The following is a 25,828-nucleotide window of genomic DNA, read 5'->3' as shown; positions in this document are numbered from 1 at the left end:
AAAAAGGCAGCGCATGAAGATTCATATCGCAGGCGGTACGCTGATCAATCCGGCAGCCGGCACCGAACAGCAGCAGGATGTTTTCATCGCGGACGGAAAAATCGTCGCGCTCGGCAACGCGCCCGCCGAGTTCAACGCGGAACGAACCATCGACGCGCAGGGCCTGTTCGTGGCGCCGGGCTTCGTCGATCTGTCTGCGCGGTTGCGCGAACCCGGCTACGAGCACAAGGCGACGCTCGAATCGGAAATGGCGGCGGCGCTCGCGGGCGGCGTGACGAGTCTCGTGTGCCCGCCCGACACCGACCCCGTGCTCGACGAGCCGGGTCTCATCGAAATGCTCAAATTCCGTGCGCGCAATCTGAACCGCGCGCATGTGTATCCGCTCGGCGCGCTGACCGTTGGCCTCAAGGGGCAGGTCATTACCGAAATGGTCGCGTTGACGGAGTCGGGCTGCATCGGTTTTTCACAAGCCGATACGCCGATCGTCGATACACAGGTGTTGCTGCGCGCACTGCAATACGCGAACACATACGGCTATACCGTGTGGCTGCGTCCGCAGGATGCGTATCTCGCAAAGGGCGGCGTCGCGGCGAGCGGTCCGCTTGCATCGCGGCTGGGTCTGTCGGGCGTGCCCGTTTCGGCGGAAACGATCGCGCTGCATACGATCTTCGAACTCGTGCGCGTGACGGGTGCGCGCGTGCATCTGTCGCATGTGTCGTCGGCGGCGGGCGTCGAACTGATGCGCGCCGCGAAGGCGGAAGGCCTGCCCGTTTCGTGCGACGTGACGATCAACCACGTGCATCTGATCGACATCGACATCGGCTACTTCGATGCGCAGTTCCGGCTCGATCCGCCGCTGCGTTCGCAGCGCGATCGCGAGGCGATTCGCGCGGGGCTGCTGGACGGTACGATCGATGCGATCTGCTCGGACCACACGCCCGTCGACGACGACGAGAAGCTGCTGCCATTCGCCGAAGCGACGCCCGGGGCGACGGGGCTGGAGCTGCTGCTGTCGCTCACGGTGAAATGGGCCGACGAGGCGAACGTCCCGCTCGCGAAAGCGCTGAACCGCATCACGGCCGCGCCTGCTAACGTGTTGAAGTTGCCGGCAGGCCGCGTCGAAGCGGGCGCTACGGCCGACCTGTGCGTCTTCGACCGCAACGGCCACTGGCGCATCGAACCGCGCGCGTTGAAGAGCCAGGGGCACAACACGCCGTTCCTCGGCTACGAACTGCCGGCGCGCGTGCGCGCGACAGTCGTGTCGGGGCAGATCGCGTTCGAGCAGCGCTGAGCGCATCGCGCATCGGCAGAGATTGGAAAGATAAGCGGAAGACTCGCAACATGAAGCTCGCGTTTCGCAAGGTTCGATTGGTCGTGCATCTGGTGTACGGCATGTGGCAGCTCTGGACGCGTTTTCCGCGCGCGAGCGCGCAACAGCATCTGGAACTGAACCGCGCCTGGTCGCTGCGCATGCTGCAGCTGTGCGGCATGCGCCTCGTCGTGCACAACGACGGCGCGCGGCTCGACGAAGGCGTGCTTGTTGTCGCGAACCACATTTCGTGGATCGACATTTACGTGATCAACGCCTGGCGTCCGACGCCGTTTCTGTCGAAAGCCGAGATCCGCAAGTGGCCGGTGGTCGGCTGGTGCGCCGAACAGCTCGGCACGGTGTTCATCCAGCGCGAGAAGCGCAGCGACGCGAAGCGCATCATGCATGACCTTGCCGAGCGGCTGAACGCTGGCGAGCGGATGTGCGTGTTCCCGGAAGGCACGACGTCGGATGGCGTTCAACTGCTGCCGTTTCACGCGAACATGTTTCAGGCGGCCGTGTCCGCATCGCGGCCGGTTCAACCGGTGTGCATGATGTACGAGGATGCGCAGGGGCGGCAGTCGACGGCGCCTGCCTATATCGGTGACCTGACGCTAGGCCAGTCGCTCGATGCGTTGTTGCGCGGCGGGCCGCTGACGGCGCATGTGTATGTCGGCGCGCCGATTGCGCCGGGTGCCGACCGGCGTTTGCTGGCGGCTGAGGCGGAGGCTTCTGTTGGTGCGGCGCTTGCCGAACTGCAGAATCGGCACGCGCCGCGCAGCGCGATAGAAACCGTCGAGGAGCCCAAGAGTGAAGGCCTTATCGGCGATATGACGCCGGACATGCCCCGACCAGCCGATTAAGGCTGAAGCACGTCAGTCAGTCGACGACCGCGCGGCATCCCTCGCATTCGACCTGTACGACGGTGCGCTCGGAAGCTTTTTTCGCCAGCCGTACGGCCGACAGCTGCTCGCCCCAGACGCAGCCGGAGTCAAGTCCGATCAGGTTGTCGCGCATCGTCAGGCCGAGCGCCGCCCAGTGTCCGAAGACAACGGTGATGTCTTCCGTCTTCCGCGACGGCACGTCGAACCAGGGCATGCAGCCTTTGGGCGCGGTGTCCAGTCCGCCGCTCGTCGAAAAGTCCATCGTGCCGTCCGCGCTGCAAAAGCGCATGCGGGTGAGCGCCGTGCAGGTCACGCGCAACCGGTCGATCCCTTTCAGGTTCTTCGTCCAGCGGTCGGGCTTGTTCCCATAGAGACCGGCGAGCGTCTCCTTCCAGTCCGGCGCGATGAGCGCGCGATGCAGTCCATCGGCGAGTTCCATCGTCAGCGTCGCATCCCACTGGGGCAACACGCCAGCATGCACCAGAAGCATGTCGTTTTCGAAATGCGCGAGCGGGCGATGACGCACCCAGTCGACCAGATCGTCCGCGTCCGGCGCGGCCAGGATGTCCTCGATCGTGTCGCCCTTTTTGCATTTGCGGATGCCCGCGTGGACCGCGAGCAGATGCAGGTCGTGATTGCCCAGCACGGGAACCGCGCGCTCGCCCATGCTGATGATGTCGCGCAGCGTCGCGAGCGACTCTGCGCCGCGGTTGATCAGATCGCCAGCGAACCACAACGGTGTGTCAGCGGGCGGCGCGGCCTTCGCGAGCAGCTGCTGGAACTGGGTGCGGCAACCTTGAAGATCGCCGAACGCGAGGGGGGCGGGAGCGGTGGAAGCTGTCATCGGCAAGAAATGGTGGTCCGAAGGGGCGTGGTCGCGCATCGTTCGCAGGGTCGCGATTCATCCGGCATGGAATTCAACACACGGGCAGCCAGGCTGCATTGCGCAACGCGACATGATAGCGCGCGTGCCCCGTGGCGTCCGGCGACGAAACCCGGTCTCTCCGACGGCTGCGCCGTATCGCCGCCGCCCGTACGCAAGCACGGAATTATTTTGATTTTTTTCCGATTTTTGGAGGATTTTCTAGCGGCCAGACTAACCTCCCGCGCCCTTTGTGCATAAAAGCGATCGATTCATTCGTCCGATATGATAGGCGCGCTTCGCATCCGGGCACATCCAGATCAGGGAGGAAATGATTTGCGGCATCCGTCTACACCAGTCGTCCATCGCGTTCTCATCACGGGAGCGAGCGGTTTCACTGGTGCCTACGTGCGCGAGGAACTCGCCGACGCGGGCTACGAGGTCATCGGTACGACGGCAGGCGAGCCGCAGGCCGGTGAACGGACGCTCGATATCACGTCGCTGTCGGACTGCCGCCGCCTGATCGGCGAACTGAAGCCGGCGTTCATCGTGCATCTGGCCGCCATCAGCTTCGTCGCGCACGACGATCCGTTGGAAATGTACAACGTCAACGTGATTGGGACGACGAATTTGCTGCAGGCGTGTGTCGACGTCGGACACGAGCCGCGCAAGATCCTGATTGCGAGCAGCGCGAACATCTACGGGAACGCGGAAGGTGTCGTCGACGAGGACACGCCTGCTGCGCCCGTCAATCACTACGCGGCGAGCAAGCTGGCGATGGAGCATCTGGCGCGGACATGGTTCGACCGGCTGCCGATCGTTGTCACGCGGCCGTTCAATTACACGGGGCGCGGGCAATCCGAGCGTTTCCTGGTTCCGAAAATCGTTTCCCATTTCGTCCGCCGACGGCCGTTTATCGAATTGGGAAATATCAATGTCGCGCGCGATTTTTCTGACGTGCGGATGGTTTCTCGCGCTTATCGCGCATTACTGGAATCGCCTGTCGCGGGAGAGACGCTCAATGTCTGCAGCGGCAGCCCGCGCACGCTGACCGATATCATCGACCTCGTCCGCGAGGCGTCCGGCCATGATCTCGAAATTCGCGTAAATCCCGCCTTCGTTCGCGAAAATGAAGTCAAAGTGCTGGTTGGATCGGCCGAACGGCTGAATCGCGTTGTGCCCGACATGCCCGCTATCGGGCTCGAAGACACCATCGACTGGATGCTTGCCTTGGCCTGATTTGCAAACTGCATCAGTTTGTTAGTGCGCTGGTGTTTCTCTTCGACACCTTTATAATGGCCGGTTACGTACCCACGTGCGCTCGTGTGACGTCCGGTCATTTTTGCCGGCGGTATCGACCAGTCAGGTAAAATTGCCGGACGACTGCCGCCCCCGGTGCCCGGATCACTCGGCCAAGAAAATCTCAAGAAGGAATCCCATGATCCTGGTAACGGGCGGTGCCGGCTTTATCGGCGCCAATTTCGTGCTTGAATGGTTGAACGCCTCGGAAGAGCCGGTCCTGAATCTGGACAAGCTCACCTATGCCGGCAATCTGGGCACGTTGAAATCGCAACAGGACAACCCCCGTCACGTGTTTGTGCGCGCCGACATCTGCGACCGCGAGACACTCGACAAACTCTTCGCCGAACACAAGCCGCGCGCGGTGCTGCACTTCGCTGCTGAAAGCCACGTCGATCGTTCGATCCACGGTCCCGCCGACTTCGTGCAGACCAACGTGGTCGGCACCTTCACGCTGCTCGAAGCAGCCCGATCGTACTGGAACACGCTGGATACTGCAGACAAGACAGCCTTCCGCTTTCTGCACGTGTCGACTGACGAAGTGTTCGGCTCGCTGTCCGCGACCGATCCGCAATTCTCCGAAACGACGCCGTACGCACCGAACAGTCCTTATTCGGCCACCAAGGCGGGCTCCGACCATCTTGTGCGTGCGTATCACCACACGTACGGGCTGCCCGTGCTGACGACCAACTGCTCGAACAACTACGGTCCGTATCAGTTCCCCGAAAAGCTCATCCCGCTGATGATCGCGAACGCGCTCGGCGGCAAGCCGCTGCCTGTCTATGGCGACGGTCAGAATGTGCGCGACTGGCTGTACGTCGGCGACCATTGCAGCGCGATCCGCGAAGTGCTCGCACGCGGCGTGCCGGGCGAGACGTACAACGTCGGCGGCTGGAACGAGAAAAAGAATCTCGAAGTCGTGCATACGCTGTGCGATCTGCTGGACCAGAAGCGTCCGAAGGCACAAGGCTCGTATCGCGATCAGATCACGTATGTGACGGATCGTCCCGGCCACGACCGTCGCTATGCGATCGATGCGCGCAAGCTCGAGCGCGAGCTTGGCTGGACGCCGGCGGAAACGTTTGAAACGGGTCTCGCGAAGACGGTGCAGTGGTATCTCGACAACCAGGAATGGGCGGACGAAGTGGCTTCGGGCGAGTACCGCAAGTGGGTCGAAACGAACTACGCGCAACGCGCGTAAGGGCGGAACGATGGCGCGCAAGGGCATTATTCTGGCGGGCGGCTCGGGCACCCGGCTGTATCCTATAACGCATGTCGTTTCGAAGCAGCTGCTTCCCGTCTACGACAAGCCGATGATCTACTACCCGCTGTCGACGCTGATGATTGCGGGCATCCGCGATGTGCTGATCATCTCGACGCCGCAAGATACGCCGCGATTCGAAGCGATGCTCGGCGACGGCAGTCAGTGGGGGATGAACATTCAGTACGCGGTGCAGCCGTCGCCGGATGGCCTCGCGCAGGCGTTCATCATAGGCAAGGAATTCGTCGGCAACGATCCGTCGGCGCTGATTCTCGGCGACAACATTTTCTATGGTCACGATCTCGCCAAGCAACTCGAGCGCGCGAATGCGCGTGCGGATGGCGCGACGGTGTTCGCGTATCACGTGCACGATCCGGAGCGTTACGGCGTGGTCGAGTTCGACAAGGACTTCCGCGCGCTGTCGATCGAAGAAAAGCCCGCGAAGCCGCGTTCGAACTACGCCGTCACGGGCCTGTACTTCTACGACAATCAAGTTTGCGATATTGCTGCCGATATCAAGCCTTCGGCTCTTGGCGAGCTTGAGATCACCGACGTGAACTCGCGCTACCTCTCGCAGAAGAAGCTCGACGTCGAGATTATGGGCCGCGGCTATGCGTGGCTCGATACGGGTACGCACGATTCGCTGATCGAAGCGGCGACGTTCATCGCGACGCTGCAGAAGCGGCAGGGGCTTGTGGTTGCATGCCCTGAAGAGATTGCGTATCGGCGCAAGTGGATCAATGCCGAGCAATTGCTTGCGCTCGCCGGGCCGCTGTCAAAGAACGCGTACGGGCAGTATCTGCAGAACCTTCTTACGGACCAAGTCGCATGGCCATCAGCGTAACTGCAACGGCGCTTCCTGAAGTCAAGATCATCGAGCCGAAGGTATTCGGTGATGCGCGCGGGTTTTTCCTGGAAAGCTTTAACGCGCGGGAATTTGCAGAGAAGGTCGAAGCGGGCGTCGAGTTCGTGCAGGACAACCATTCGCGTTCTGCGAAGGGCGTGCTACGCGGGCTGCACTATCAAATCGAGCGTGCGCAAGGAAAACTCGTGCGCGTGGTCGAAGGTGAAGTGTTCGACGTCGCAGTCGACATCCGCAAAAGCTCGCCGAATTTCGGCAAGTGGGAAGGCGTGCTGCTGTCGGGCGACAACCACAGGCAGCTTTGGATTCCACCCGGGTTCGCGCATGGTTTCGTCGTGTTGTCGGAGGTGGCGCAATTTCTCTACAAGACGACCGAATACTGGTTTCCGGAGCACGAGCGCAGCATCGTCTGGAGCGATCCCGAGATCGGCATCGAATGGCCCATCGATTTCGAGCCGGTGCTGGCCGCCAAAGACGCAGCCGGAAAGCGCCTGAGCGAAGCCGAATGCTTTGCGTGAGGGTTATATGAAGGCGTCTGTGCAACGGACCATCCTGCTGACTGGTGTCAATGGCCAGGTTGGATTCGAACTGGCTCGCAGCCTTCAGGGGCTCGGCACCGTCGTCGCGCCGCGCCGCAGCGAACTCGATCTTTCCGACCTCGAGCGGGTTCGCCGTGTCGTGCGCGAAGTGAAGCCCGCGCTTATCGTGAACCCTGCGGCTTACACGGCTGTCGACAAGGCGGAAACAGACGTCGACGCTGCGATGCGGATCAACGCCGAAGCGCCCGCCGTGCTCGCGGAAGAGGCGAAGCGCCTTGGCGCGGCCCTCGTCCACTATTCGACGGACTACGTTTTCGACGGCACGAACGACGGTGCGTATGTCGAAAGCGATGCAGTCAATCCCATCAATGTCTACGGGCGCAGCAAGCTCGCCGGCGAGCAGGCCATCGCCGCCGTCGGCGGTGCGCACCTGATCTTCCGCACCAGCTGGGTGTACGGCACGCGTGGCAAGAACTTTCTTCTGACTATGTTGCGCGTTGGCGCAGAGCGCGAGGAACTGAGCGTCGTGTCCAATCAGTTCGGCGCGCCGACGTGGTCGAACACGATTGCGACGTCGACGGCACACGTGCTGGCCCAGGCCGCTGCCGCCGATGGCGAGCAGTGGTGGCGCGAGTATTCGGGCGTCTACCATCTGACGGCCGGCGGCGTCACGTCGTGGCATGGCTTCGCCGAGGCGATCTTCGAGTTATCGAGCCTGCAGAAAAAACCGGCCGTGAAGCCCATTCCCGCCTCCGCGTATCCGACACCGGCAAGCCGACCGACCAACTCGTCGATGTCGAACGACAAGCTGGCCGCTGCATTCGGTGTGCGTGCTCCCGACTGGCGTGAAGCATTGCAGCTATGCATGGCGGCACCTTGACGCAGACATCGGCTGCGCCCCGTGCCGGTGCGGTGGTCGTTTTCTTCAACCCGGACGCAGCGTGTGTCGAACGAGCCAACCGGCTCGCGTCGACGATGCCCTGCGTCGTGGTCGACAACACGCCAGCCATTCGCCCAGCCGCCAGTCTTGGCCTGTCGGAGGCGGTCGAGTATCTTCCGAACGGCGAGAACGTGGGTATTGCGACCGCGCTCAATCAGGGCATCGAAGTGCTCAGGTGCAATGGCATCGAGATGGCGCTGTTGTTCGACCAGGACAGCGATCCCCCCGCTGCGCTCCTATCGGATCTTCCGGCCGAAGTCGCCCGGTCGAACGAAGCAGGTGAACGGGTTGCGCTCGTCGGCCCCGCCTATGACGATCCGCGTCTTGGCGGCGTCGCGCCGTTCGTGCGGTTTCGTCACTGGAAACTCGAACGGCTGGTGCCGGAGGGGAATGAGCCCATCGACGTCGACTTTCTGATTACATCCGGTTCCTGCATCAATCTGCGCTACTGGTCCGAAGTGGGACCGATGGACGACGCGCTGTTTATCGATTTCGTCGATCTGGAGTGGTGTGTGCGGGCGAAGCAGAAGGGCTATCGTATTCTGGGGCTGCCCTGGATCCGGATGAGCCACGAACTCGGCGCCGAGCCCGTGCGAATCTTTGGCCGCCCCTACCCGATGCACGGGCCGTTGCGCCATTATTATCAGTTCCGGAACGTCATCGCTTTGCTCAAGCGCCCGTACATGCCGTGGAGCTGGAAGACCACGGAGCTGGTCAAGCTGCCCGTCCGTCTCGTGGTCTATTCGTTTTTCCCCGACCAGCGCTCGCAGCACATCATGATGGCCCTGCGGGGTCTGCGAGACGGCTGGGCTGGCCGCCTGGGGCGCCACTGAGGCGACGGCGCCCGGCCATTCGATTGCGACGTGGCTTGCGAGCGGTGGGCTGCGCGACTTTATGACTACGTGAGTGTGAGTGTAATTGGGCGGTGCAGGCAAAGCGGCCGCGCTACCCGCGATCACGGATTGAAGGAGCTTATTTTGGAGTGTTACGCATGAACGTACCGACCCGGGCGTTCGACCCGCACGCGGCGACGCCTTGCGGCCCTGTTTCCCTGGTGGCGGGGTTGTGGCGCAACCGCCAGCTGATCGCACAGATGACGCGGCGCGAGGTGCTCGGCCGCTATAAGGGTTCCGCGATGGGACTCGCGTGGTCTTTTGTCCAGCCGCTGTTCATGCTGACCGTCTACACCTTCGTGTTTTCCGAGGTGTTCAAGGCGCGCTGGGGCGGTGCGGGCGCCGTGCAAAGCAAGACCGAGTTCGCCGTGCTGCTGTTCGTCGGGCTGATCGTGCTGAACCTGTTTTCGGAAGTAATCAATCGCTCGCCCACGCTGGTGATCTCGAACGTCAATTTCGTGAAGAAAGTCGTGTTTCCGATCGAAGTGCTGCCCGTTTCCACGATGGGTGCGGCGTTGTTCCACGGTTGCGTTAGTGTGGCCGTGCTGTTGTGCGCGATCCTCGTTTTCAACGGTAGTCTGCCCTGGACGGTGGTGTTCTTCCCACTCGTGCTGCTGCCGCTCGTCATCGTCACGCTGGGGCTGGCGTGGATTTTCGCTTCGCTCGGCGTTTTCCTGCGCGATGTGGGGCAAACCATCTCGCTGTTGACCACCGTGCTGATGTTCGTCTCGCCTGTGTTTTATCCCGTGGACGCCGTGCCGCCGCGTTTTCAGCCGATCATCATGGCCAACCCGCTGACCTTCATCATTGAGCAGGCGCGCGACGTGCTGGTTTGGGGAAAACAGCCCAACTGGCTGGGGCTGGCCGTATACCTGATCGCGGCGTGTGTCGTCGCGTGGGCCGGGTATGCGTGGTTCCAGAAGACAAGAAAGGGGTTCGCCGATGTCCTCTGACGATATCGCTATCGGCGTACACCAGCTCGCCAAACGCTACCAGATCTACGAAACGCCGCGCGACCGGCTGAAGCAGTTCGTGCTGCCGCGCGTTCAGCGGTTGGTTGGCGGGCAGCCGAAGCACTACTTCAGCGAGTTCTGGGCGCTCAACGACGTGTCCTTCGAGGTGAGGAAGGGAGAGACGGTCGGTATCATCGGTCGCAACGGGAGTGGCAAGTCCACGTTGCTGCAGATGATCTGCGGCACTTTGAGCCCGACGCAGGGCCATGTCGAGGTGAACGGCCGCGTGGCTGCGTTGCTCGAACTGGGCGCGGGCTTCAACCCGGAATTCACCGGGCGCGAGAACATTTTCATGAACGGGACGCTGCTTGGTCTCAGCAAGCAGGAAATCGAAGCGCGCTACGACGATATCGTCGCGTTCGCCGACGTCGGCATGTTCATCGATCAGCCCGTCAAAATGTATTCGTCGGGGATGTATGTCCGCGTGGCGTTTGCGATTGCCGCGAGCATGGATCCGAGCATTCTGATCGTCGACGAAGCGTTGGCTGTTGGCGATCTCGCGTTCCAGGCAAAGTGCATGGTCCGGCTTCGCGAACTGATGGACCGCGGCACGACAGTGCTGTTCGTGAGCCACGATATGAGCAGCGTGCGCAATATCTGCAGCAAGGTGCTCTGGCTGAAGCAGGGACGCGCAGTCGCGTATGGCGATCCGAAGCAGGTGGTGGGGTCTTACGTCAGCGAGATGAACCTCGACATCAACCGGATTACGACAAAGAAAGTGTCCGAAGCCGAGCCGCCGCAGCCGTTGCCGGATCCGGTCGAGCAAGTCGTCCCGCATGAGCCGGTGGCGTTCCTCGACGGTCACAGTCGCTACGGTGACGGCCGCGCGACCATTCTGGACGTCACGCTGATGGATCAGCAAGGACATGGAACGGAATTGCTCGAGTTGCACGAGCCGTACAAGCTGAGAGTGATCGTCAGGGCGAACACCGACGTCGAGAACCCGGCCATTGGATATTCGCTGCGGGACTTCAAGGGGAACCAGATCGTTGGGGCGATGAACTCCAACTTCCCCCAGGTCAACATGCCGTCGTTCGAAGCGGGTAAGACTTATTGTGTCGATATCACCGGGGTCAACATGCTGGCTCAAGGCGGATATACCGTGAATGTCGGCGTCGAGAACATCGTTCAGCAGAACAAGGTGCATCAATATCTGGACGTGCTCGAAAACGCGCGGGTATTCCAGAGCACCTTCGGCTCGCAGGCCGAGAACATTTTCCCGGCGATGGTCTGGCAGGACGTCGAGTTCCAGATCAGGGAAATCAGTGCGGGCGTTGCGGCGTAAAGAGAATGTGTTGGTGGAGGAATGAGCATGGCGTCACCCAACCGGTTTGAACATATCGGCTTCGACGATTTCCGGCGCTTCGCGCAGGACGAGTCGATGTCCAAATACGAGCGTATCGGGTTTCCCGACTCGTACCGTCAGGGCCACGAAGCGGCTATCTTCGCGGACATCTGCGCCAAGCTGACCAACCTGAACAAGGACGGCCGCAAGGTCGTCGATATCGGCCCGGGCTGCAGCGACTTGCCCAAGATGTTGGTCGATCTTTGCGCGTCGAAAGGTCATCCGTTGACGCTGATTGACAGCCAGGAAATGCTGAATCTACTCGACGATGCGCCTTTCATCGAAAAGGTCGATGCGATGTACCCGCAATGCCCGGACTGGATTGCCGGGCAGGCTGGCAAGGTCGATGTGATCCTGTGCTACAGCGTGCTGCACTACGTGTTCGTCGACGTGAGCTTCTTCCGTTTTCTCGACGCGTCGCTGTCGTTGCTGGCGCCGGGAGGTCAGATGCTGATCGGTGACATACCCAACATCTCGAAGCGCAAGCGCTTCTTCGCCAGCGAGACGGGCGTGCGCTTCCACAAGGATTACATGAAGACGGACGACGCGCCCGTCGTCGAATTCAACAAGGTCGAGTTCGACCAGATCGACGATGCCGTCTTGATGTCGCTCGTCCAACGGGCGCGCGCGCAGGGGTTCGACGCTTACGTGGTGCCCCAGGATCCGGCGCTTCCAATGGCCAACCGGCGCGAGGACATCCTCATCGTCAGACCTTGAGGGCACGATATGACAAAGACGAAAAAGCTGGTCATTCTCGGCGACAGCGCCTTCGCGGAAGTCGCGTACGAGTGCTTCACGCACGACTCGGAATATGAGGTCGTCGGTTTCTCCGTCGACTCGGCCTTCCTTGGTCGCGATCAGTTGTTTGGCTTGCCCGTCGTGCCGTTCGAGGAGATCGAGCGTTTTTTCGATCCCGCCGAGGTCGAATTCTATGCCGCGCTCGTCTATTCCCAACTCAACCGGCTGAGGACGCGCTTTTACGATCTAGCCAAAGGCAGGGGCTATCGGGCCGCCAGTTACGTCAGCAGCCGGGCGTTCGTATGGCCCAATGCCGTGATCGGCGAACACTGCTTTATCTTCGAAGACAACACCATCCAGCCTTTCGTGAAGATCGGCAACAACGTGGTGTTGTGGAGCGGCAATCACGTCGGCCATCATTCGACGATCGAGGACAACTGCTTCATCTCGTCTCACGCCGTGATCTCCGGGTTTTGCACGGTCGGAGCGAACACGTTCATCGGCGTCAATTCGGCGATCGCCAATAACGTCGTCATTGGCGCGGACAACTGGCTGGGCGTGGGCGTCAACATCCTCGGCAATACCGAGCCGGATTGCATTTTCAAGGGCGAGCAGCCTCAGGCCGCGAAGGTGTCGGCGCGCCGGTTTTTCAAGGTAAAGGCATAGAAGTGACCGTCGACGTCATTCCTTTTCAACCGGCATCGATGGACGCGTGGGACACCTTCTGCGCGGACGCGGTCAACAGTACGTTCCTTCATACGCGCCGTTTTCTCGGTTACCACGGTGACCGGTTTAAGGACATCTCGGCCCTGCTCATGCAGGGTGGCGTCATCGTTGGCGTATTTGCTGCGGCGGAGGCGCCCGCCGATCGCGCGATGGTCGTCAGCCATCCGGGCATTACTTATGGCGGTATCGTCCATGACGGCGCCTTGTCCGGAGGCAAAATGATCGAGGCGATGGAGCAGTTGCGCGCGCATTATCGGGCGATGGGATATGAACGTCTGAGGTACAAGGCAGTTCCTCACGTGTATCAGGCCAGGCCGTCGCAGGACGACCTGTATGCGTTGTTCCGGATCGGTGCGCGTCGAACTCGCTGTGACCTGTCATGCGCAATCGATCTGTACGATCGCGCCAAGCCTTCCGAGCGGCGTCGGCGCGGGCTCAAAAAGGCGCTCAAATCGGTGACGGTGCAGGCAGGTAGGGCGCAACTGCGGCCGCTGTGGGGCGTGCTAATGGACAACCTGGCTCGCAAGCACGACGCTGCTCCCGTCCATAGCGCGCAGGAGATGGAACAATTAGCCGGGCTATTCCCCGAAGCGATTGAGTTTTTTTGCGCCACGATGGATGGGCGGGTCGAGGCAGGTGTCGTGGTGTTCAAGACGCGTACTGTGTGGCACGCGCAGTATATTGCTGCAAGCGAGGCGGCCTATTCGGTTTCCGCGCTCGATGCCGTATTCGACCATGCAATTGCCGGGGCTAAAGCCGCCGGAGTCAGGTATTTCGACTTCGGTACGAGCAACGAGAGTGAGGGCACGGTTCTGAATGAAAGCCTCTACCAGTACAAGCATGAGTACGGAGGTGGAGGCGCCGTGCACGAGTTTTACGACGTCGATTTATTAGGTGCTCAGAATGCCGGTGTCTGATTGCAAGATTATTGAATTCCCCAAGATCGCAGACCCGAGGGGAAACCTGACCTTTCTCGAAGGTAGCCGCCATGTGCCCTTCGATATCAAGCGAATCTTCTACCTGTACGATATTCCGACGGGAGCGGCTCGCGGCGCGCATGCGCACAAGCAATTGCATCAGTTGTTGATCTGCCTGTCCGGCAGCTTCGATGTTGCGCTCGACGATGGGTCGGAAAAGAAGATGGTTCACCTGAATCGTCCGTGGCAAGGACTGCATATCCCACCCATGATCTGGGCGGCCGAATTGAATTTCGATCCGGGTTCGGTTTGCCTGGTTTTGGCGTCGATGGAATTCAACGAGTCTGACTATTATCGCGACTACGACGACTATCTGGCTGCGGTCCGTTCACGTTGAACTGTCTTGCGAGAGGAGTGAGCGACGTCTGTTGCCAAGACGTTGCTGTCGGAATGAGTCTATTCGAGAGTAAGGAACACAATTGTGAAAGTGCCATTCCTTGATGTCCGCAGCGCCTATATTGAACTCAAGTCCGAGATCGATGAGGCCGTTTCTCGAGCGCTAGATTCCGGCTGGTATATCTTCGGGGAAGAGGTCGCGCGATTTGAAAGGTCGTTTGCCGACTACACCGGTACCCGCTTTGCGATCGGCGTAGGCAACGGCCTCGATGCGCTGCGTATCGCCCTGATGGCGATGGGTGTGTCGGAAGGAGATGAAGTCATCGTTCCTTCCAACACCTATATCGCGACGTGGCTGGCCGTTACGCAGTGCGGTGCACATCCGGTACCTGTCGAGCCCGACGCAAACACGCTCAATATCGATCCGCAGCGCATCGAGCAGGCCATGACCAGCAAGACCAAGGTCATTCTGCCCGTGCATCTGTACGGACTGCCAGCTCAAATGGGTCCGATCCTCGAACTGGCGCGTCGCAAGGGTGTTCGCGTCCTCGAAGATGGAGCGCAGGCACACGGTGCTCGCTACCGTGGAGAACTCATTGGCGGCCACGGCGATGCCGTCACCTGGAGTTTCTATCCCGGCAAGAATCTCGGTGCATTCGGCGACGCGGGCGGTGTGACGACCAACGACGCAGAACTCGCTGAGCAAATCCGGACCATTGCGAACTACGGCTCGAAGGTGAAATACGTCAACGAGGTGTGCGGTGTGAATAGCCGGCTCGATCCGCTTCACGCCGCAGCACTGAGTGTCAAGCTGCCGCATCTGGAGGAGTGGAACACGCGTCGCGTGCAAATCGCGGAGTACTACCAGCGTCACTTGCAAAACACGAGCGTGCGGGTGCCTGTTTCGCCTCCAGATTGCGTGTCGTCATGGCATCTGTTTCCCGTCTTTTCGCGGCGACGCGATGCGTTGCAGGCGAGGCTGAAAGAGGCTGGAATCGAGACGCTGATTCACTACCCGATTCCGCCTCATCTGCAACAGGCGTACCGGTTCCTCGGGTACGAAAAGGGCGCCTTTCCCATTGCCGAAGCGATGGCCGAGACAGAGCTGAGTCTGCCCATCGGCCCTCATATGACGCTCGAGCAAGCAGCTTATGTTTGTGAAATTATCGCGGGTTTCGAGTAATGCAAGATTTTGATCTCGACCGATTGCATGAATCGGTCGTGAAATGTATTTCCCTGTCGCACTACGACGATGCGATGGTGCGCATCAAATCGTTCGTGGAGCAGATCATCAACGATCCGGAGTCTATTGCTGTAGTTTTCGCGAGCCGTGAGCTCGATGACTTGTGCCGTACGCTGGCCGACGCCTATTACGGCGATCAGCATGTAACCGAAGGGCGGGGCACTGTCATTCTGGCATCCGAACTGGTCAGGGCAGGTGGGCATGTCGAACTGATCAAGGACTATCTCGCCCTTGGGCTGTTCGAAAGCCCAGTGCGCGTGGCTCTGACGGACCTGTTCAATCGGATCGATCACGATACCATCCGGGACTGGGAGAGCGTGCTCGGATGCGAGGTGTTCGTTGCGATGGAAACCGGCTTGGAGGACAAGTTAGACGCACTGTCTGCAAAGCTTGGCGAATGGAATCCGTCGACCATTTTGACGCTGGGTCACAACCAGGACGTTGTATCCATCGTGGCGGCGCACTTTCCTGGCGCAACGAACAGGTACTACATCCACCACGGCGACCACCATCTTTCCCTCGGTGTGACGTGCGAAGCTTTTCAGCATGTCGACTTGCACAACATGTCGTATGAACTGTGCAGACACGAGATCGGCGTGTCGCAACAACGCTACTGGCCGCTCAGTGCTGTCAGGCCGTCGGAGCGCAAGACCAGCTTCCTGAATAGAGGCGTCTTGACGAGTGGTTCATGCGGGCGAGAATCCAAGTTCGAGTCGGGATCGTATGCGCTATGCTATGAGCGCGCTGTCGCCTGTATCCTGAAAGCTTCGCGTGGTTATCACGTGCACATCGGCGAGTTGTCCGACGCTTTTTTGCAAAGGATTTACGCGGAACTCGACGCTGGAGAGGTTAGCCGTAATCGCTTCATTCACATTGAGTGGGTGCCTTCGCTGTCGAAGGCGCTGATCGAGCATTCGGTGGACGTGTATGTCGGTTCGTTCCCGCTGGGTGGGGGAAAAGCGCTGATTGAGGCGATGTCTGTCGGCGTGCCTGTTGTCACGCATGAGTCGTATCGCTCCCGCTATCATGGGGGATGTGAACTTACCTATCCTGACAGTAAGATCTGGCGCGGATACGACGAGCTTTCCCGCATTTTCGAGCAATGGAATCAGGCGTTGCTGGAGCAGCACGGCGAATTGGCCCTACAGCACTTCGAGCGTTACTACTCGAAGGAAGCCTTTTTGAGTGCCTTCGCACGCGATCCGAACAGCACTCCAGATGTTCCGCCATTGCGCGCCTATCGTGGGAACCCGCTGCAAAGCTACCTCGATACGAGGCGGCAGCGGGAGGCGCTGCGGTTGCGAAACGAAACAGAAAGGAACAGGATATTCGGCGAATGGGAAAAACTTCGCAATGCGTATGAAGAGCACACTAAAACGATCCTGAATCAACAGGTGCTCATCGAGCGGCTGACGGAGCGAAAGCATCAGTTGGAGATGTCGCTGGTCGAACAGGAAGTGATCTCGCAGCAACTTGAAGATGATCGCGTTCGACGATCATGGAAATGGAAGACCAGAAAGTTGATCGACGTGATGCTGAACAAGCAAGGCTAAATCCGATCACGGTATCCTAAACTTCGTTACCTATTGCTTTGGTGTGAATCAGTGAAAACCTTTAAGAATCTATTTCAGAAGAGTAGTAAGAAGATTGGGCAGCGAATAGAAGACTTTAAGGATTTCGACCCTGAAGCCTACTTGAAGCTGAATCCCGACGTTCGCGAAGCGGGTGTCGATCCGTTGCTGCACTATATCAATCACGGCCGGTCCGAGAAAAGAACGTTTCGTTTCCCGCCGTTCGAATGTTTCGAGAACAAGGCTTTCGATCCGGCGCGCGACACCGTGTTGCTCGTCACTCACGAGTGTTCGTTGACGGGTGCCCCCGTACTTGTCTACAACATAGCCGAGGTATTGTCCCGCAGCAGGAACGTAGTCGTTCTGTCACTGGGGCCGGGCATGCTCGAGCCGTTGTTCAAGGAACTCGATATTGCGTATGTGCCTGCACACCATGCGCGTTTTAGCAGCGTGCATACTGAGTACGTCGTCGAGAAGATCGCGAAGCGCTTCAAGGTTGATTTTGCGATTGTGAATAGCATCGAATCGCAACTGGTCGTCGAGCCATTGAAGCGGACCGGTATTCCCTCGGTGAGTCTGATTCACGAGTTCGCGTCGTGCTACCCCGATCCTCCGGCGCGTTTCAAGGCCATGATGACAGTGCCGCAGCAGGTCGTCTTTTCCTCGGAGATCACGTACAAGGACGCAGTTCGCTTTGTCGACGAATTCGAGCCGGAAAAGATACACATCTTGCCTCAGGGACGTTCCAGCATACCTGGCAAACGTGTCAAGGACGAATCGACGGAAAAGGAACAACAACGGTTGCGGTCGATCTTGCGGCCTGATACCGAGGGCGCGAGAAAGTATGTGGTCCTCGGCGCCGGGTCAGTCAATTTTCGCAAGGGTGTCGACCTTTTCTTGCAGTGCGCCCGTCAGATCTTGTCTAAGGTGGGCGAGGATCAATGCCGGTTCGTCTGGATTGGCCAAGGGTATGAGCCGAGAAAGGATGCTGCGTATTCGGTGTATCTCGAAGACCAGATCATGCGCGCTGGTTTAACGGAAGCCGTCGAAATCATTGATGAGACGACGGAGATCGAGACCGCATACGAGCTGTCGGATCTTTTCCTGTTGAGTTCGAGACTTGACCCGTTGCCGAATGTCGCGATCGACGCGATGTCCTTTAGCAAGCCGCTGCTTTGCTTCGACAAGACGACAGGTATCGTGTCGTTCCTAGAGGGAGCCGGCTTGAAAGAGCTCTGTATTGCGGCTTATCTCGATGTCGAGGATATGGCTGACAAGGCGAGCCGCCTGCTTCTTTCGGCCGACCTGCGGGCGCAGGTGGCGTCCCAGCTTTCCGCACACGTTGCCGATAGTTTCGACATGGAGCGATACGTCGACGAGATCGTCGCGCTGGTCAAACCCGTTGCGCAGATGAACTGATGCGGCTTAGCCGTCCGGTAGCCGGCTAGCACACAGGTCACCGCCATTTGCAGGCGTGAAGAACGTCGACTCCGATATTGCTTCTGGCCCACATTTCCGGGCAGAAGCAATATGTCATTCTCGTAATTGATCACTTAAGAGACTACGCTATGAGCCACGATGTTGACGCGTATGCGGCCCTCCAACACTACGTGTCGCCAGACGATCATTCGCGTCTTGTCATCCAGGCAGACGGCCTCGCTGGCGCGGGCCGTACCTATCGTTATCTTGCGGGCCTGGACGCAAACGTCCGGATTCCCGATTTCCGTGATATCGGGGCTCTTGAAGAAGGGGGACAGACGTCCCTTGCGATGTACGATTTCGAAGGGGCCCGGCAGGTGTACAGGAACTTTCTCTCGTGGATGTTTCGCACGTTCCGTGTGGACGAGACTGAGTTTCGAAACGATCTGATTCGTCGTCTGCGCGTCTTGGATGGCGCACGTGTGCTCATCACTGGCTGTGGAAACGGCGACGACGTATTGGCGGCACTAAAGGTGGTCGGGCCCACCGGGCGCGTCTACGCGTCTGATCTCGCGCCCGAAATGGTCGTTGCGACCCATGCCGCACTTGCGGAGAAGGGCCCCGATGCACTTGCGCGCACGAGTCTCTCGGTTTGCAATGCAAGTAGTTTGCCCTTCGAAACGGGTTTCTTCGATGCTGCTTTCCACTTCGGCGGAATCAATCTGTTCGATGATGTGAAAGGCGCCATTCACGAAATGACGCGGGTGACCAAAGAAGCTGGGCGCGTCGTGTTCGGCGACGAAGGGGTTGCGCCGTGGTTGGCAAACACCGAATACGGCCGCATGGTGATTGCAAACAACTATCTTTGGGCGCATCGGGCGCCGATCGACTTGCTTCCTCACGAGGCAGTCGATCCAAGCCTGAGCTGGGTACTCGGAAACTGCTTCTATCTGATCGACTTCGAGAAGCGCTCCTCAGGGCCGTTCATCGATCCTGACGTGCCTCATGTGGGTCGGCGCGGTGGCACGATGCGTTCGCGCTACTACGGGCAATTGGAGGGTGTGGCGCCTGAGCTTAAAGAGGCCGTGCTCGCGATCGCATCCGAACAGAAAACGAGTGTGGCGGAGTGGCTCGAGCGCGCAATTCGCGAAGCGATCGACCGTAGCCCAAACTGAGCGGGGCATGTCCGCGCTAACCAGGCCGCATTGCGCGGCCTGGAATCTCGCCCGAGGGCGGACGCATCGCGATCGAAGTTATCGCGAGGGCATGCGGCGTTCCCGCCAGTCCCTGGCGTTCGCCGCCGGTGACCAGCGGAAGCCCAGATACTTTCGCACGTTTGGATCGGTGGGTGCCGACATGCCCGTGCTTTCGAATGCGGTTTCGAAATTCACTTGTTGCGCGAGAAACGGCAGGCCAATGAGGTGATTGACGGCCCGACGAACGTCGTTCGATACATTAATTCCACCCCGGTGATACAGCATCGCGTCCAGCACAATGAACGATCCAGCTGGCGCCGCAATTTGTCTTTCATGCTGGCGCACGAACTGGTCGGTGGGGAATGCCTCGATATGATGTGTTGCAGGCAGAACGAAGGACGCGCCGTTCTCGAGGGTAAACTCATCTACGCATAACAACGCGTTGAACGCGATTGTTTTCGAACTCGTCCAGTGTTGATAGCTGAGGTCACGATGCCACTTCACCTGATAGTTCTGGCGGTCAGGTCGGTTGATGATGCCATTCTGTTGCATCAACACGAATTCTGTTCCCAGCAGCCTGGTCGCAAGCTTCATCAGATTTGGAGCCGTTGCGACGCTTAGAAAGTCGGCGTCATAAGTCAGAACACAACGAGCGATGTCCGTGTCGCTGATGCTCGCGAGTGCCTGCTCATCGCCAAGCTCGCGAATCTGAGTCTGATAAATCCGGTCGATTCCCGATTTGAGTTTTTCAATCAACTCGGCAGGTAGGCCACTGTCTATTACCGTATATCCGTTGATACGGAGTTCAGCAACCGCCTCGTCGATGACATCTTCGCACGCGAGTCGTTGCGATACTCCGTGCGTCAGTACTGCCGTTTCAGAGTCTTTCATGTCGGAGGTTTGCGAGCGCAATCTAAGGGGCAATGAGTTCTGCAACCGCGAATCCATCGCGACCGAACCCGTTACCGTTGTAGAAACAGTAAGTCTTGTCGCCAGCGCTGATCAACGCTGTGTACGACATCCCATCGGAGTCGAACGACCCGGGAGAAACGTCTAATCCGAGTTGATTGTCCATCCGACTCCAGTCGAGACCATTGTCGGACTCGGCGTAACCGAGACGATATGCAGCGAGCGAAATACGGCGGACGGAGTAGTAGAGCTGGTATTTGCCCTCTGCCGACTTCGTGATCCACGGACGGCCAATGCCATGTTCATCGGGTCCAAAGCGCATGCAGGGAACACCTTCACTTCCCCAGTCGATTCCGTCGGTCGATTCTAGGTATTTCAGCGAGTAGCGCGGGACTTCTTTGCCGCTGACGATTTCCCAGCTTGACCCGGCGGTGTACCACATTTGATAGCCGCGTTCGGTCGCTATGACGAACGGTGCGCAGCGAAACATCGATTCCGCCTCGGTGGGCCCGAGGATGGGTGCATCATATACACGTATGAAGTTCTCGCCGTTATCGACGCTTTTTGCGAGGCCCATGAATATCTTGTATCGGACGGAGTCGGACCGTTCAAAACCGGAGTAGTACATCATCAAGGCGCCATCCGGATTTCGGAGCACTTGCGCACAGACGATGCCCCGCTCGTCGAATGCTCCTGGAGCACCCGTTTGCATCAGAGGGCCGGTCGATTTCCCAACGATTTTCGTGGGATCGGACGCGTCGACGTCGACGAAATACGGTCGTCCGACATTGTCCGCATCGCAAACGGTGAGGAAAATGCGGATGGTGCGATCGTCGACGAGCAAAGGGGTCGGAACCATGGCGCGCACGGTCCCAGCTGGAGCATCCTGATCGGTGCGATAGACAAGCCCGCGTTTAAGCCATTGCATATTCAGGAAATTCCCCGAACTGAAACTGCCATTATAGCGACCGGGTGTTGGGTTTAATACGGGGCTCGGGATTACGAAAAACAGCTTACCCGGCCTTACCGCCGAACCAAACCGGCTTTGCTGCGCCTATACAAGGGCGGTCAGACGGGGTCTAATACGGGTTTGCCAGCACACGTTGGCTGCGAAGTTGTCGGCGTCCAGTGTCTGTCGGCTGTCATTCCCACTTCCAGCGCGTACTCAACCGCGCGTACACGATGGTGAGTGCTTTCCGTGTCACGGATCTCGTGGTGTCGCGGTTGGCGTCGAGGTTATGTGGACGAAAGCGAAGGACACCGATGCGAGCAATGAGTCCGGCGACTAATGCAATATCAGGAAAAGCGAAATGATTAACGATTTGTTCGACCTCGGCGCCGAGGCATTTATTCTTCGTAGTCTCGATGACAGAGAAGAGCAAGCGAAGCCGATCATTTTTCTCCATGTCGCCAAAACTGCGGGTTCGTCTTTCCGCGAAGAACTCGCGGAAAGATTTCAGCCGTCCGAGAATGTGTTTGTCGATTTTTCAAAAATCGAATTGCCCATCGATTTAAAAAAGTATGCGGCAATAATGGATGGCAATCTTCTGGAAGTGAATGGACGCCGTATGACTCGTTGCCGGATGGTGTCCGGGCATTTTACATATGGTCAGATTTCTGGAAAGAAAAATCTGGTTCAGGGCAGGTTGGTGACTTTCATCAGACACCCCATTTCTAGACTCGTCTCTTTTTATAAGTATCATTGCTCGAGTGCGCATCCGGATAATGCTTCGTTCAAAAGGGATTATCCGACATTTCGTGATTTTGTTCGGGCTCCAGAAAACATCAATGCAATCTGTCGCCAGCTGACACCAGATTTGGTCAGCAATGGTGCCGACGCGGCAGAGTGGATCAAGCGAAATTACTATTGGGTGGGGATCCAGGAGAATTATGTCGCCTCCGTCAAGTTGCTGTTCGCAATGACCGGTATGAGATTTTCCCCGCGCCACAATATCAGGATCTCGGATTCGAGCTATGCCGATGTCGATCCCGAAGATATCCGGCTGGCGGAACAATTGAATGCTGTCGATATGCAAATGTATGCTGTTCTGGCTGAGAGTTTTTCACCGCGATGGGCAGAGATCTATTACCAGACTGATTACGATCGGGTTTTCAGGACTTATCTTGAACATCAAGATTAGCCGCGAGAATGTGTCGCCAGATTCTCGATTCGAATTAAGCTGGAGCGAGTCGTGAGAAGCCAGCTGCAACCCAGGAATTTGCGGCTGACGCGACAGCCGTGTTTAAGACTTCAACGCTGGATGTGGTAATGACGAAACATAAAATTCTTAATTCTCGTCGCACTGACGCAGTTATATACATTCTGTTCGCCGCGCTGCTGGCATTGTTCATTTATCAGTCGGTGCACTGGCTAATCGAATATCGGTTCGGTCAATCACTGGATATCGACGAGTCTGGATATCTGGCGCTCTCGGTCGCTTTTGCAAAGGCGAAAATATACGGTGGTTGGACCGGCTGGTTGCGAGCGCTTTCTGCGCCGCTTGGATTCGCACCGATGGCGCCTATAGTGGCATCATTGGCGATGATTGGCTTTGGCGTTAACGAGAACTATGGATTTCTTTGCAACGTGGGGTTTGCTGTTGGCACGTTGGTATTGATGTTTGTCGTACTCAGACGCTCGTCTTTGCTGCATGCATTGCTGGCATGTATTCTCCTCGCTTCGCTGTCGGATTTCGTGGTGTTCAGCCGCGGCTTTCAATTTGTCACACCTACAACGTTTTTCTTCTTTGCCAGCTTCGCCTGTTTCGTTCTTTCTGATGGCTTCCGGCTTAGCTCCTATTCCGCGCTGGTAGGTGCGGCTCTCGGATGCATGATCTTGTCGAGGACAATGGCTGTTGCCTTCCTACCAGCATTTGCTTTTTCGTTTCTTCTTTACCTTTACTTGGCACGCGGTTTTTCGCGAGAAACACTGAAAAATATTTTGCTGTCGGTAATCGTGTTTCTCATAGTCGCACTCCCTTGGTATATAAGGAATTTTGCGAGCGTCTTCGGCTATCTGTTTTCGTTTGGCTATGGCGCGCACGCGGCAGAATATGGGCACTCACAGGGAATATTTACTTGGGCGAATTTGAGCTTGCGCTTTCGCTGGATTTTTGTCCAGATGCGTTTGCCGCATTTCTTTTTTGTCGTGCCGATCTTCCTGATCGGGCTGTTATCTGTGCTAATCGGTAGAAAGAGGGGTGTCACAGGGAATTTGATTATCGCAGGCTCCGCGCTTTGTCTTGCATGTTTTGGCATTCTTTGGACGAGTCAAAATATGGGGACAGGATTTGATGCGCCTATTTATACCGTCATGATTTATTGCGTGGCGGCGTGGCTTGGAACAATTGGCTTGCGATGGCTTCAGGCAGCATATTTCACATTATTCATCGGATTCTTCGCGCTATCCGCTTATGCTCACCAGGATCTCTATCGCTGTGTGGCAATGTCCAAGCCTTTTTCCCAAGGTTTTGGTGGCGATGATGCCTGGACTGGCCCCTTGCTGGACTGCGGTACCCTTGTGCATATGTCTCTGCAACAAAACGACTTCCCGCCGCTCGAAAATAAGCAGAATTTTATTCTGGATCGGGATGAGGCCATCGCCTGGCGCAATCTGAACAGGTCGGTTTCAACTTATCTGGCTACGGAAGATTTCAACAAAAGTCCTGTTCTACTCCTGTCTCGTCACATGATATTGAATGTCAATTCAATCGGATTGGAAATGATCAAACAGTCTGGCTTCATGTTGCCGATGGTTCAAGTCGATCCTGCTCTTCTCGAGCCAAAATTGGATTCGTATACGAGTTGGCTCGCTCGGCCTCCTCAAGATGCCGCGTGTTTCGCGATGATGCTTAATGATCAACATGGAGAGTTCTCACCGAGAGCCGATCTGGCCTCGATGACAATTGCTTTGAAATCCTTAGGCTTCGAGCACGTGAGAGATTTTCCAACACCGCGACCTGGGCAGCATCTTGCTGTATGGAAAAGAAATGTGGCGAGTTGCAACGCGGGCGTTGCGGTGAAATGAGGCGGCTATTTACAATTCAGCTCGGATAGGCGCCCCGCGCGGGTGCCCGTATTCGGACAATCAGGCCGGCGCGAATGCCTGGTGCGATCCCGTTAGCCGAGCTGCGCAGCGAAGTTCACGAAGTACGGGATCGACGAAACGTGCGACGACCTGACCGCGCCGCTGCGGGATCGTCGACGATGTATCTCCGCACGGGTCGGATATTGGTCCGTCGCGCCGGTTGTCGCCGGTGGCACTACTTCACCGGGAGCAACAGGTGCAATCCGCAACGTCCCGCCGCTCTGGAGCGACGATGCCGGCGATGTCCACGTGATCGGCTACAAACGGCGCCATTGTAGAACGATGCAGATGTGCTCGAGCCCAAGGCAGATTCTGATCTCCTTACGCCATTTTGCGGCTCGAGTATACTCGTGGGTTAAGCATCGATAGCGGGGTGTTTGGCCGGATCCCCGCTTCGTGGATTTGGGATCCCTCCCCACGAAACAGACCACGCGAATCAAACGGAGCCCCCGTCAAAAAGTTCCTATGCGAGTCGATCAAAAAACCTATAGCCTTTCAATCGTCGTGCCAGTCTACCGCAGCGCAGAAATCTTGCCGTTGCTCGTGCGAACAGTCGGCGAGGAAATGCATTCGGCTGGACTTGATGGACGCTTCGAGTTAGTGCTCGTGAACGATTCGAGCCCGGACAACTCGTGGGAAGTGATTCGCACCCTCGCAAGGGAATTCCCATTCGTTAAGGGAATATCGCTACGACGCAATTTCGGCCAGCATAACGCCACCATGGCTGGCCTTAACCATGCGACCGGCGAGTTCGTCGTCATCATGGACGACGACCTTCAGCACCCTCCATCGGCGATTGGAACGATGGTCGCAACCCTTCTTGAAGGTTACGACGTTTGCTACACAAACTATCTGAACCGCCAGCATGCCGCATGGAAGAAGTTTGGTAGCAAGTTCAATGATTGGGTAGCCACCCGCTTGCTTGACAAGCCAAAAGGACTTTACCTTTCCTCGTTCAAGGCCCTACGAAAGGAAGTCGTAGATGAAGTCATTAAATACGATGGCCCTTATGCATATCTGGACGGATTGATTCTCGACGTCACTAGGTCCATCAAGACTGTAGACATCCATCACCAAGCACGCCAAGACGGAAAGGGAAACTACAATCTGTCCCGCTCGCTTTCCCTTTGGTTGAAGATGGCTACTAGCTTTTCAGTCCTGCCGCTCAGAATCGCCTCAATAGCCGGGTTCTCGCTCGCTTCATTGAGCATGGTGTTTATTGCGATCGTGATCATCGAGAAGCTTCGTCACCCTGAGATTCAGGCCGGATGGTCCTCGCTAATTGCGACAATTTTGTTTATTGGCGGTATTCAGACGCTCTGCATCGGGATGGTCGGCGAGTATCTCGGCCGGACATATCTGAAGCTAAATCGCAAGCCACAATATGTTGTCGCTCATCGAACTTGGGAAGGTTGAACA

General features: G+C 57.9%; 24 protein-coding genes. 21 read left to right on the top strand and 3 right to left on the bottom strand.

The features are described 5' to 3' along the window. The first annotated feature begins 13 nt into the window (after positions 1 to 13). A complete protein-coding gene (locus tag QEN71_RS25775; protein ID WP_201650983.1) occupies positions 14 to 1,291 on the top strand; it encodes a dihydroorotase in 1,278 nt (425 codons plus the stop codon). A gap of 50 nt (positions 1,292 to 1,341) precedes the next feature. Continuing rightward, positions 1,342 to 2,172, top strand: coding sequence for a lysophospholipid acyltransferase family protein (locus QEN71_RS25770; protein WP_233471816.1), 831 nt, complete (start codon positions 1,342 to 1,344; stop codon positions 2,170 to 2,172). Positions 2,173 to 2,188: 16 nt separating this feature from the next. Here QEN71_RS25770 and QEN71_RS25765 read toward each other — a convergent pair whose 3' ends face one another. Continuing rightward, the gene (locus QEN71_RS25765; protein ID WP_201650984.1) at positions 2,189 to 3,037 is read right to left on the bottom strand and encodes a symmetrical bis(5'-nucleosyl)-tetraphosphatase; all 849 of its coding nucleotides are present in this window, start codon (positions 3,035 to 3,037) and stop codon (positions 2,189 to 2,191) included. A gap of 354 nt (positions 3,038 to 3,391) precedes the next feature. Here QEN71_RS25765 and QEN71_RS25760 point away from each other — a divergent pair, with 354 nt between their 5' ends. The 16 genes from QEN71_RS25760 to QEN71_RS25685 all read left to right on the top strand — a co-directional run bounded on the left by QEN71_RS25760 (position 3,392) and on the right by QEN71_RS25685 (position 19,392). Beyond that, entirely contained in the window at positions 3,392 to 4,294 is a 903-nt protein-coding gene (locus QEN71_RS25760; protein WP_201650985.1) for an NAD-dependent epimerase/dehydratase family protein, read from the top strand. Positions 4,295 to 4,493: 199 nt separating this feature from the next. Then, positions 4,494 to 5,555, top strand: a complete 1,062-nt coding sequence (gene rfbB, locus QEN71_RS25755) for a dTDP-glucose 4,6-dehydratase (protein WP_201650986.1) — start codon at positions 4,494 to 4,496, stop codon at positions 5,553 to 5,555. Between the two features lie 10 nt (positions 5,556 to 5,565). Continuing rightward, positions 5,566 to 6,459, top strand: a complete 894-nt coding sequence (gene rfbA / locus QEN71_RS25750) for a glucose-1-phosphate thymidylyltransferase RfbA (protein ID WP_201650987.1) — start codon at positions 5,566 to 5,568, stop codon at positions 6,457 to 6,459. Then, positions 6,444 to 6,995, top strand: coding sequence for a dTDP-4-dehydrorhamnose 3,5-epimerase (gene rfbC / locus QEN71_RS25745; protein ID WP_201650988.1), 552 nt, complete (start codon positions 6,444 to 6,446; stop codon positions 6,993 to 6,995). Before rfbA ends, rfbC begins: the two co-directional genes overlap by 16 nt. Positions 6,996 to 7,002: 7 nt before the next feature. After that, on the top strand, positions 7,003 to 7,896 hold the full coding sequence (gene rfbD, locus QEN71_RS25740; protein ID WP_201650989.1) for a dTDP-4-dehydrorhamnose reductase: 894 nt from the start codon (positions 7,003 to 7,005) through the stop codon (positions 7,894 to 7,896). Beyond that, positions 7,878 to 8,789 carry a glycosyltransferase family 2 protein gene (locus QEN71_RS25735; protein ID WP_201650990.1) on the top strand — a complete coding sequence of 304 codons (912 nt, stop codon included), beginning with the start codon at positions 7,878 to 7,880 and terminating at the stop codon, positions 8,787 to 8,789. The genes rfbD and QEN71_RS25735 overlap by 19 nt, the downstream gene beginning before the upstream one ends. Before the next feature lie 158 nt (positions 8,790 to 8,947). Further along, entirely contained in the window at positions 8,948 to 9,802 is an 855-nt protein-coding gene (locus tag QEN71_RS25730; protein ID WP_201650991.1) for an ABC transporter permease, read from the top strand. Next, the gene (locus tag QEN71_RS25725; RefSeq protein ID WP_201650992.1) at positions 9,792 to 11,147 is read left to right on the top strand and encodes an ABC transporter ATP-binding protein; all 1,356 of its coding nucleotides are present in this window, start codon (positions 9,792 to 9,794) and stop codon (positions 11,145 to 11,147) included. Before QEN71_RS25730 ends, QEN71_RS25725 begins: the two co-directional genes overlap by 11 nt. Before the next feature lie 27 nt (positions 11,148 to 11,174). Continuing rightward, positions 11,175 to 11,924 carry a methyltransferase domain-containing protein gene (locus QEN71_RS25720; RefSeq protein ID WP_201650993.1) on the top strand — a complete coding sequence of 250 codons (750 nt, stop codon included), beginning with the start codon at positions 11,175 to 11,177 and terminating at the stop codon, positions 11,922 to 11,924. 9 nt (positions 11,925 to 11,933) lie between these two features. Continuing rightward, positions 11,934 to 12,611: an acetyltransferase gene (locus tag QEN71_RS25715; protein WP_201650994.1), complete on the top strand. Its 678-nt coding sequence runs from the start codon at positions 11,934 to 11,936 to the stop codon at positions 12,609 to 12,611. Between the two features lie 2 nt (positions 12,612 to 12,613). After that, a complete protein-coding gene (locus tag QEN71_RS25710; protein WP_201650995.1) occupies positions 12,614 to 13,588 on the top strand; it encodes a GNAT family N-acetyltransferase in 975 nt (324 codons plus the stop codon). Continuing rightward, positions 13,575 to 13,985, top strand: coding sequence for a sugar 3,4-ketoisomerase (locus tag QEN71_RS25705; protein WP_201650996.1), 411 nt, complete (start codon positions 13,575 to 13,577; stop codon positions 13,983 to 13,985). Before QEN71_RS25710 ends, QEN71_RS25705 begins: the two co-directional genes overlap by 14 nt. A gap of 84 nt (positions 13,986 to 14,069) precedes the next feature. Next, positions 14,070 to 15,167: a DegT/DnrJ/EryC1/StrS family aminotransferase gene (locus tag QEN71_RS25700; RefSeq protein ID WP_201650997.1), complete on the top strand. Its 1,098-nt coding sequence runs from the start codon at positions 14,070 to 14,072 to the stop codon at positions 15,165 to 15,167. Beyond that, entirely contained in the window at positions 15,167 to 16,780 is a 1,614-nt protein-coding gene (locus QEN71_RS25695; protein WP_201650998.1) for a glycosyltransferase family 4 protein, read from the top strand. Before QEN71_RS25700 ends, QEN71_RS25695 begins: the two co-directional genes overlap by 1 nt. 51 nt (positions 16,781 to 16,831) lie before the next feature. After that, positions 16,832 to 18,217 (top strand): glycosyltransferase family 4 protein, encoded by a 1,386-nt coding sequence (locus QEN71_RS25690; protein ID WP_201650999.1) that lies wholly within the window; start codon positions 16,832 to 16,834, stop codon positions 18,215 to 18,217. Between the two features lie 149 nt (positions 18,218 to 18,366). Next, positions 18,367 to 19,392 carry a class I SAM-dependent methyltransferase gene (locus tag QEN71_RS25685; protein ID WP_201651000.1) on the top strand — a complete coding sequence of 342 codons (1,026 nt, stop codon included), beginning with the start codon at positions 18,367 to 18,369 and terminating at the stop codon, positions 19,390 to 19,392. Positions 19,393 to 19,470: 78 nt separating this feature from the next. Here the strand turns inward: QEN71_RS25685 and QEN71_RS25680 are convergent, their stop codons facing one another. Next, a complete protein-coding gene (locus QEN71_RS25680) occupies positions 19,471 to 20,304 on the bottom strand; it encodes a phytanoyl-CoA dioxygenase family protein (protein WP_201651001.1) in 834 nt (277 codons plus the stop codon). A gap of 22 nt (positions 20,305 to 20,326) precedes the next feature. Further along, positions 20,327 to 21,250 (bottom strand): glycoside hydrolase family protein, encoded by a 924-nt coding sequence (locus QEN71_RS25675; RefSeq protein WP_201651002.1) that lies wholly within the window; start codon positions 21,248 to 21,250, stop codon positions 20,327 to 20,329. Positions 21,251 to 21,632: 382 nt separating this feature from the next. On the opposite strand from QEN71_RS25675, the gene QEN71_RS25670 reads away from it, so the two are divergent. From QEN71_RS25670 to QEN71_RS25660, 3 genes are all read left to right on the top strand, one after another. Beyond that, positions 21,633 to 22,463: a sulfotransferase family 2 domain-containing protein gene (locus tag QEN71_RS25670; RefSeq protein WP_201651003.1), complete on the top strand. Its 831-nt coding sequence runs from the start codon at positions 21,633 to 21,635 to the stop codon at positions 22,461 to 22,463. Between the two features lie 128 nt (positions 22,464 to 22,591). Beyond that, entirely contained in the window at positions 22,592 to 24,349 is a 1,758-nt protein-coding gene (locus QEN71_RS25665) for an ArnT family glycosyltransferase (RefSeq protein ID WP_201651004.1), read from the top strand. A 525-nt stretch (positions 24,350 to 24,874) separates the two neighbouring features. Then, positions 24,875 to 25,825 (top strand): glycosyltransferase family 2 protein, encoded by a 951-nt coding sequence (locus QEN71_RS25660; RefSeq protein ID WP_201651005.1) that lies wholly within the window; start codon positions 24,875 to 24,877, stop codon positions 25,823 to 25,825. The last annotated feature ends 3 nt before the right edge of the window (positions 25,826 to 25,828 follow it).

Origin of the sequence: Paraburkholderia sabiae, assembly GCF_030412785.1 — a bacterium.
Classification (GTDB): domain Bacteria; phylum Pseudomonadota; class Gammaproteobacteria; order Burkholderiales; family Burkholderiaceae; genus Paraburkholderia; species Paraburkholderia sabiae.
The sequence above is the reverse complement of the archived record's forward strand: the minus strand, read 5'-3'. Positions and strand labels throughout refer to the sequence as shown.

What these genes read in the sequence shown, in the direction of transcription:
- QEN71_RS25775 (WP_201650983.1), top strand. Translation starts at nt 14, where the DNA reads ATGAAGATTCATATCGCAGGCGGTACGCTGATCAATCCGGCAGCCGGC.
- QEN71_RS25770 (WP_233471816.1), top strand. Translation starts at nt 1,342, where the DNA reads ATGAAGCTCGCGTTTCGCAAGGTTCGATTGGTCGTGCATCTGGTGTAC.
- QEN71_RS25765 (WP_201650984.1), bottom strand. Translation starts at nt 3,037, where the DNA reads ATGACAGCTTCCACCGCTCCCGCCCCCCTCGCGTTCGGCGATCTTCAA.
- rfbB (WP_201650986.1), top strand. Translation starts at nt 4,494, where the DNA reads ATGATCCTGGTAACGGGCGGTGCCGGCTTTATCGGCGCCAATTTCGTG.
- rfbA (WP_201650987.1), top strand. Translation starts at nt 5,566, where the DNA reads ATGGCGCGCAAGGGCATTATTCTGGCGGGCGGCTCGGGCACCCGGCTG.
- rfbC (WP_201650988.1), top strand. Translation starts at nt 6,444, where the DNA reads ATGGCCATCAGCGTAACTGCAACGGCGCTTCCTGAAGTCAAGATCATC.
- rfbD (WP_201650989.1), top strand. Translation starts at nt 7,003, where the DNA reads ATGAAGGCGTCTGTGCAACGGACCATCCTGCTGACTGGTGTCAATGGC.
- QEN71_RS25735 (WP_201650990.1), top strand. Translation starts at nt 7,878, where the DNA reads ATGCATGGCGGCACCTTGACGCAGACATCGGCTGCGCCCCGTGCCGGT.
- QEN71_RS25730 (WP_201650991.1), top strand. Translation starts at nt 8,948, where the DNA reads ATGAACGTACCGACCCGGGCGTTCGACCCGCACGCGGCGACGCCTTGC.
- QEN71_RS25725 (WP_201650992.1), top strand. Translation starts at nt 9,792, where the DNA reads ATGTCCTCTGACGATATCGCTATCGGCGTACACCAGCTCGCCAAACGC.
- QEN71_RS25720 (WP_201650993.1), top strand. Translation starts at nt 11,175, where the DNA reads ATGGCGTCACCCAACCGGTTTGAACATATCGGCTTCGACGATTTCCGG.
- QEN71_RS25715 (WP_201650994.1), top strand. Translation starts at nt 11,934, where the DNA reads ATGACAAAGACGAAAAAGCTGGTCATTCTCGGCGACAGCGCCTTCGCG.
- QEN71_RS25705 (WP_201650996.1), top strand. Translation starts at nt 13,575, where the DNA reads ATGCCGGTGTCTGATTGCAAGATTATTGAATTCCCCAAGATCGCAGAC.
- QEN71_RS25695 (WP_201650998.1), top strand. Translation starts at nt 15,167, where the DNA reads ATGCAAGATTTTGATCTCGACCGATTGCATGAATCGGTCGTGAAATGT.
- QEN71_RS25685 (WP_201651000.1), top strand. Translation starts at nt 18,367, where the DNA reads ATGAGCCACGATGTTGACGCGTATGCGGCCCTCCAACACTACGTGTCG.
- QEN71_RS25680 (WP_201651001.1), bottom strand. Translation starts at nt 20,304, where the DNA reads ATGAAAGACTCTGAAACGGCAGTACTGACGCACGGAGTATCGCAACGA.
- QEN71_RS25675 (WP_201651002.1), bottom strand. Translation starts at nt 21,250, where the DNA reads ATGCAATGGCTTAAACGCGGGCTTGTCTATCGCACCGATCAGGATGCT.
- QEN71_RS25670 (WP_201651003.1), top strand. Translation starts at nt 21,633, where the DNA reads ATGATTAACGATTTGTTCGACCTCGGCGCCGAGGCATTTATTCTTCGT.
- QEN71_RS25665 (WP_201651004.1), top strand. Translation starts at nt 22,592, where the DNA reads ATGACGAAACATAAAATTCTTAATTCTCGTCGCACTGACGCAGTTATA.
- QEN71_RS25660 (WP_201651005.1), top strand. Translation starts at nt 24,875, where the DNA reads ATGCGAGTCGATCAAAAAACCTATAGCCTTTCAATCGTCGTGCCAGTC.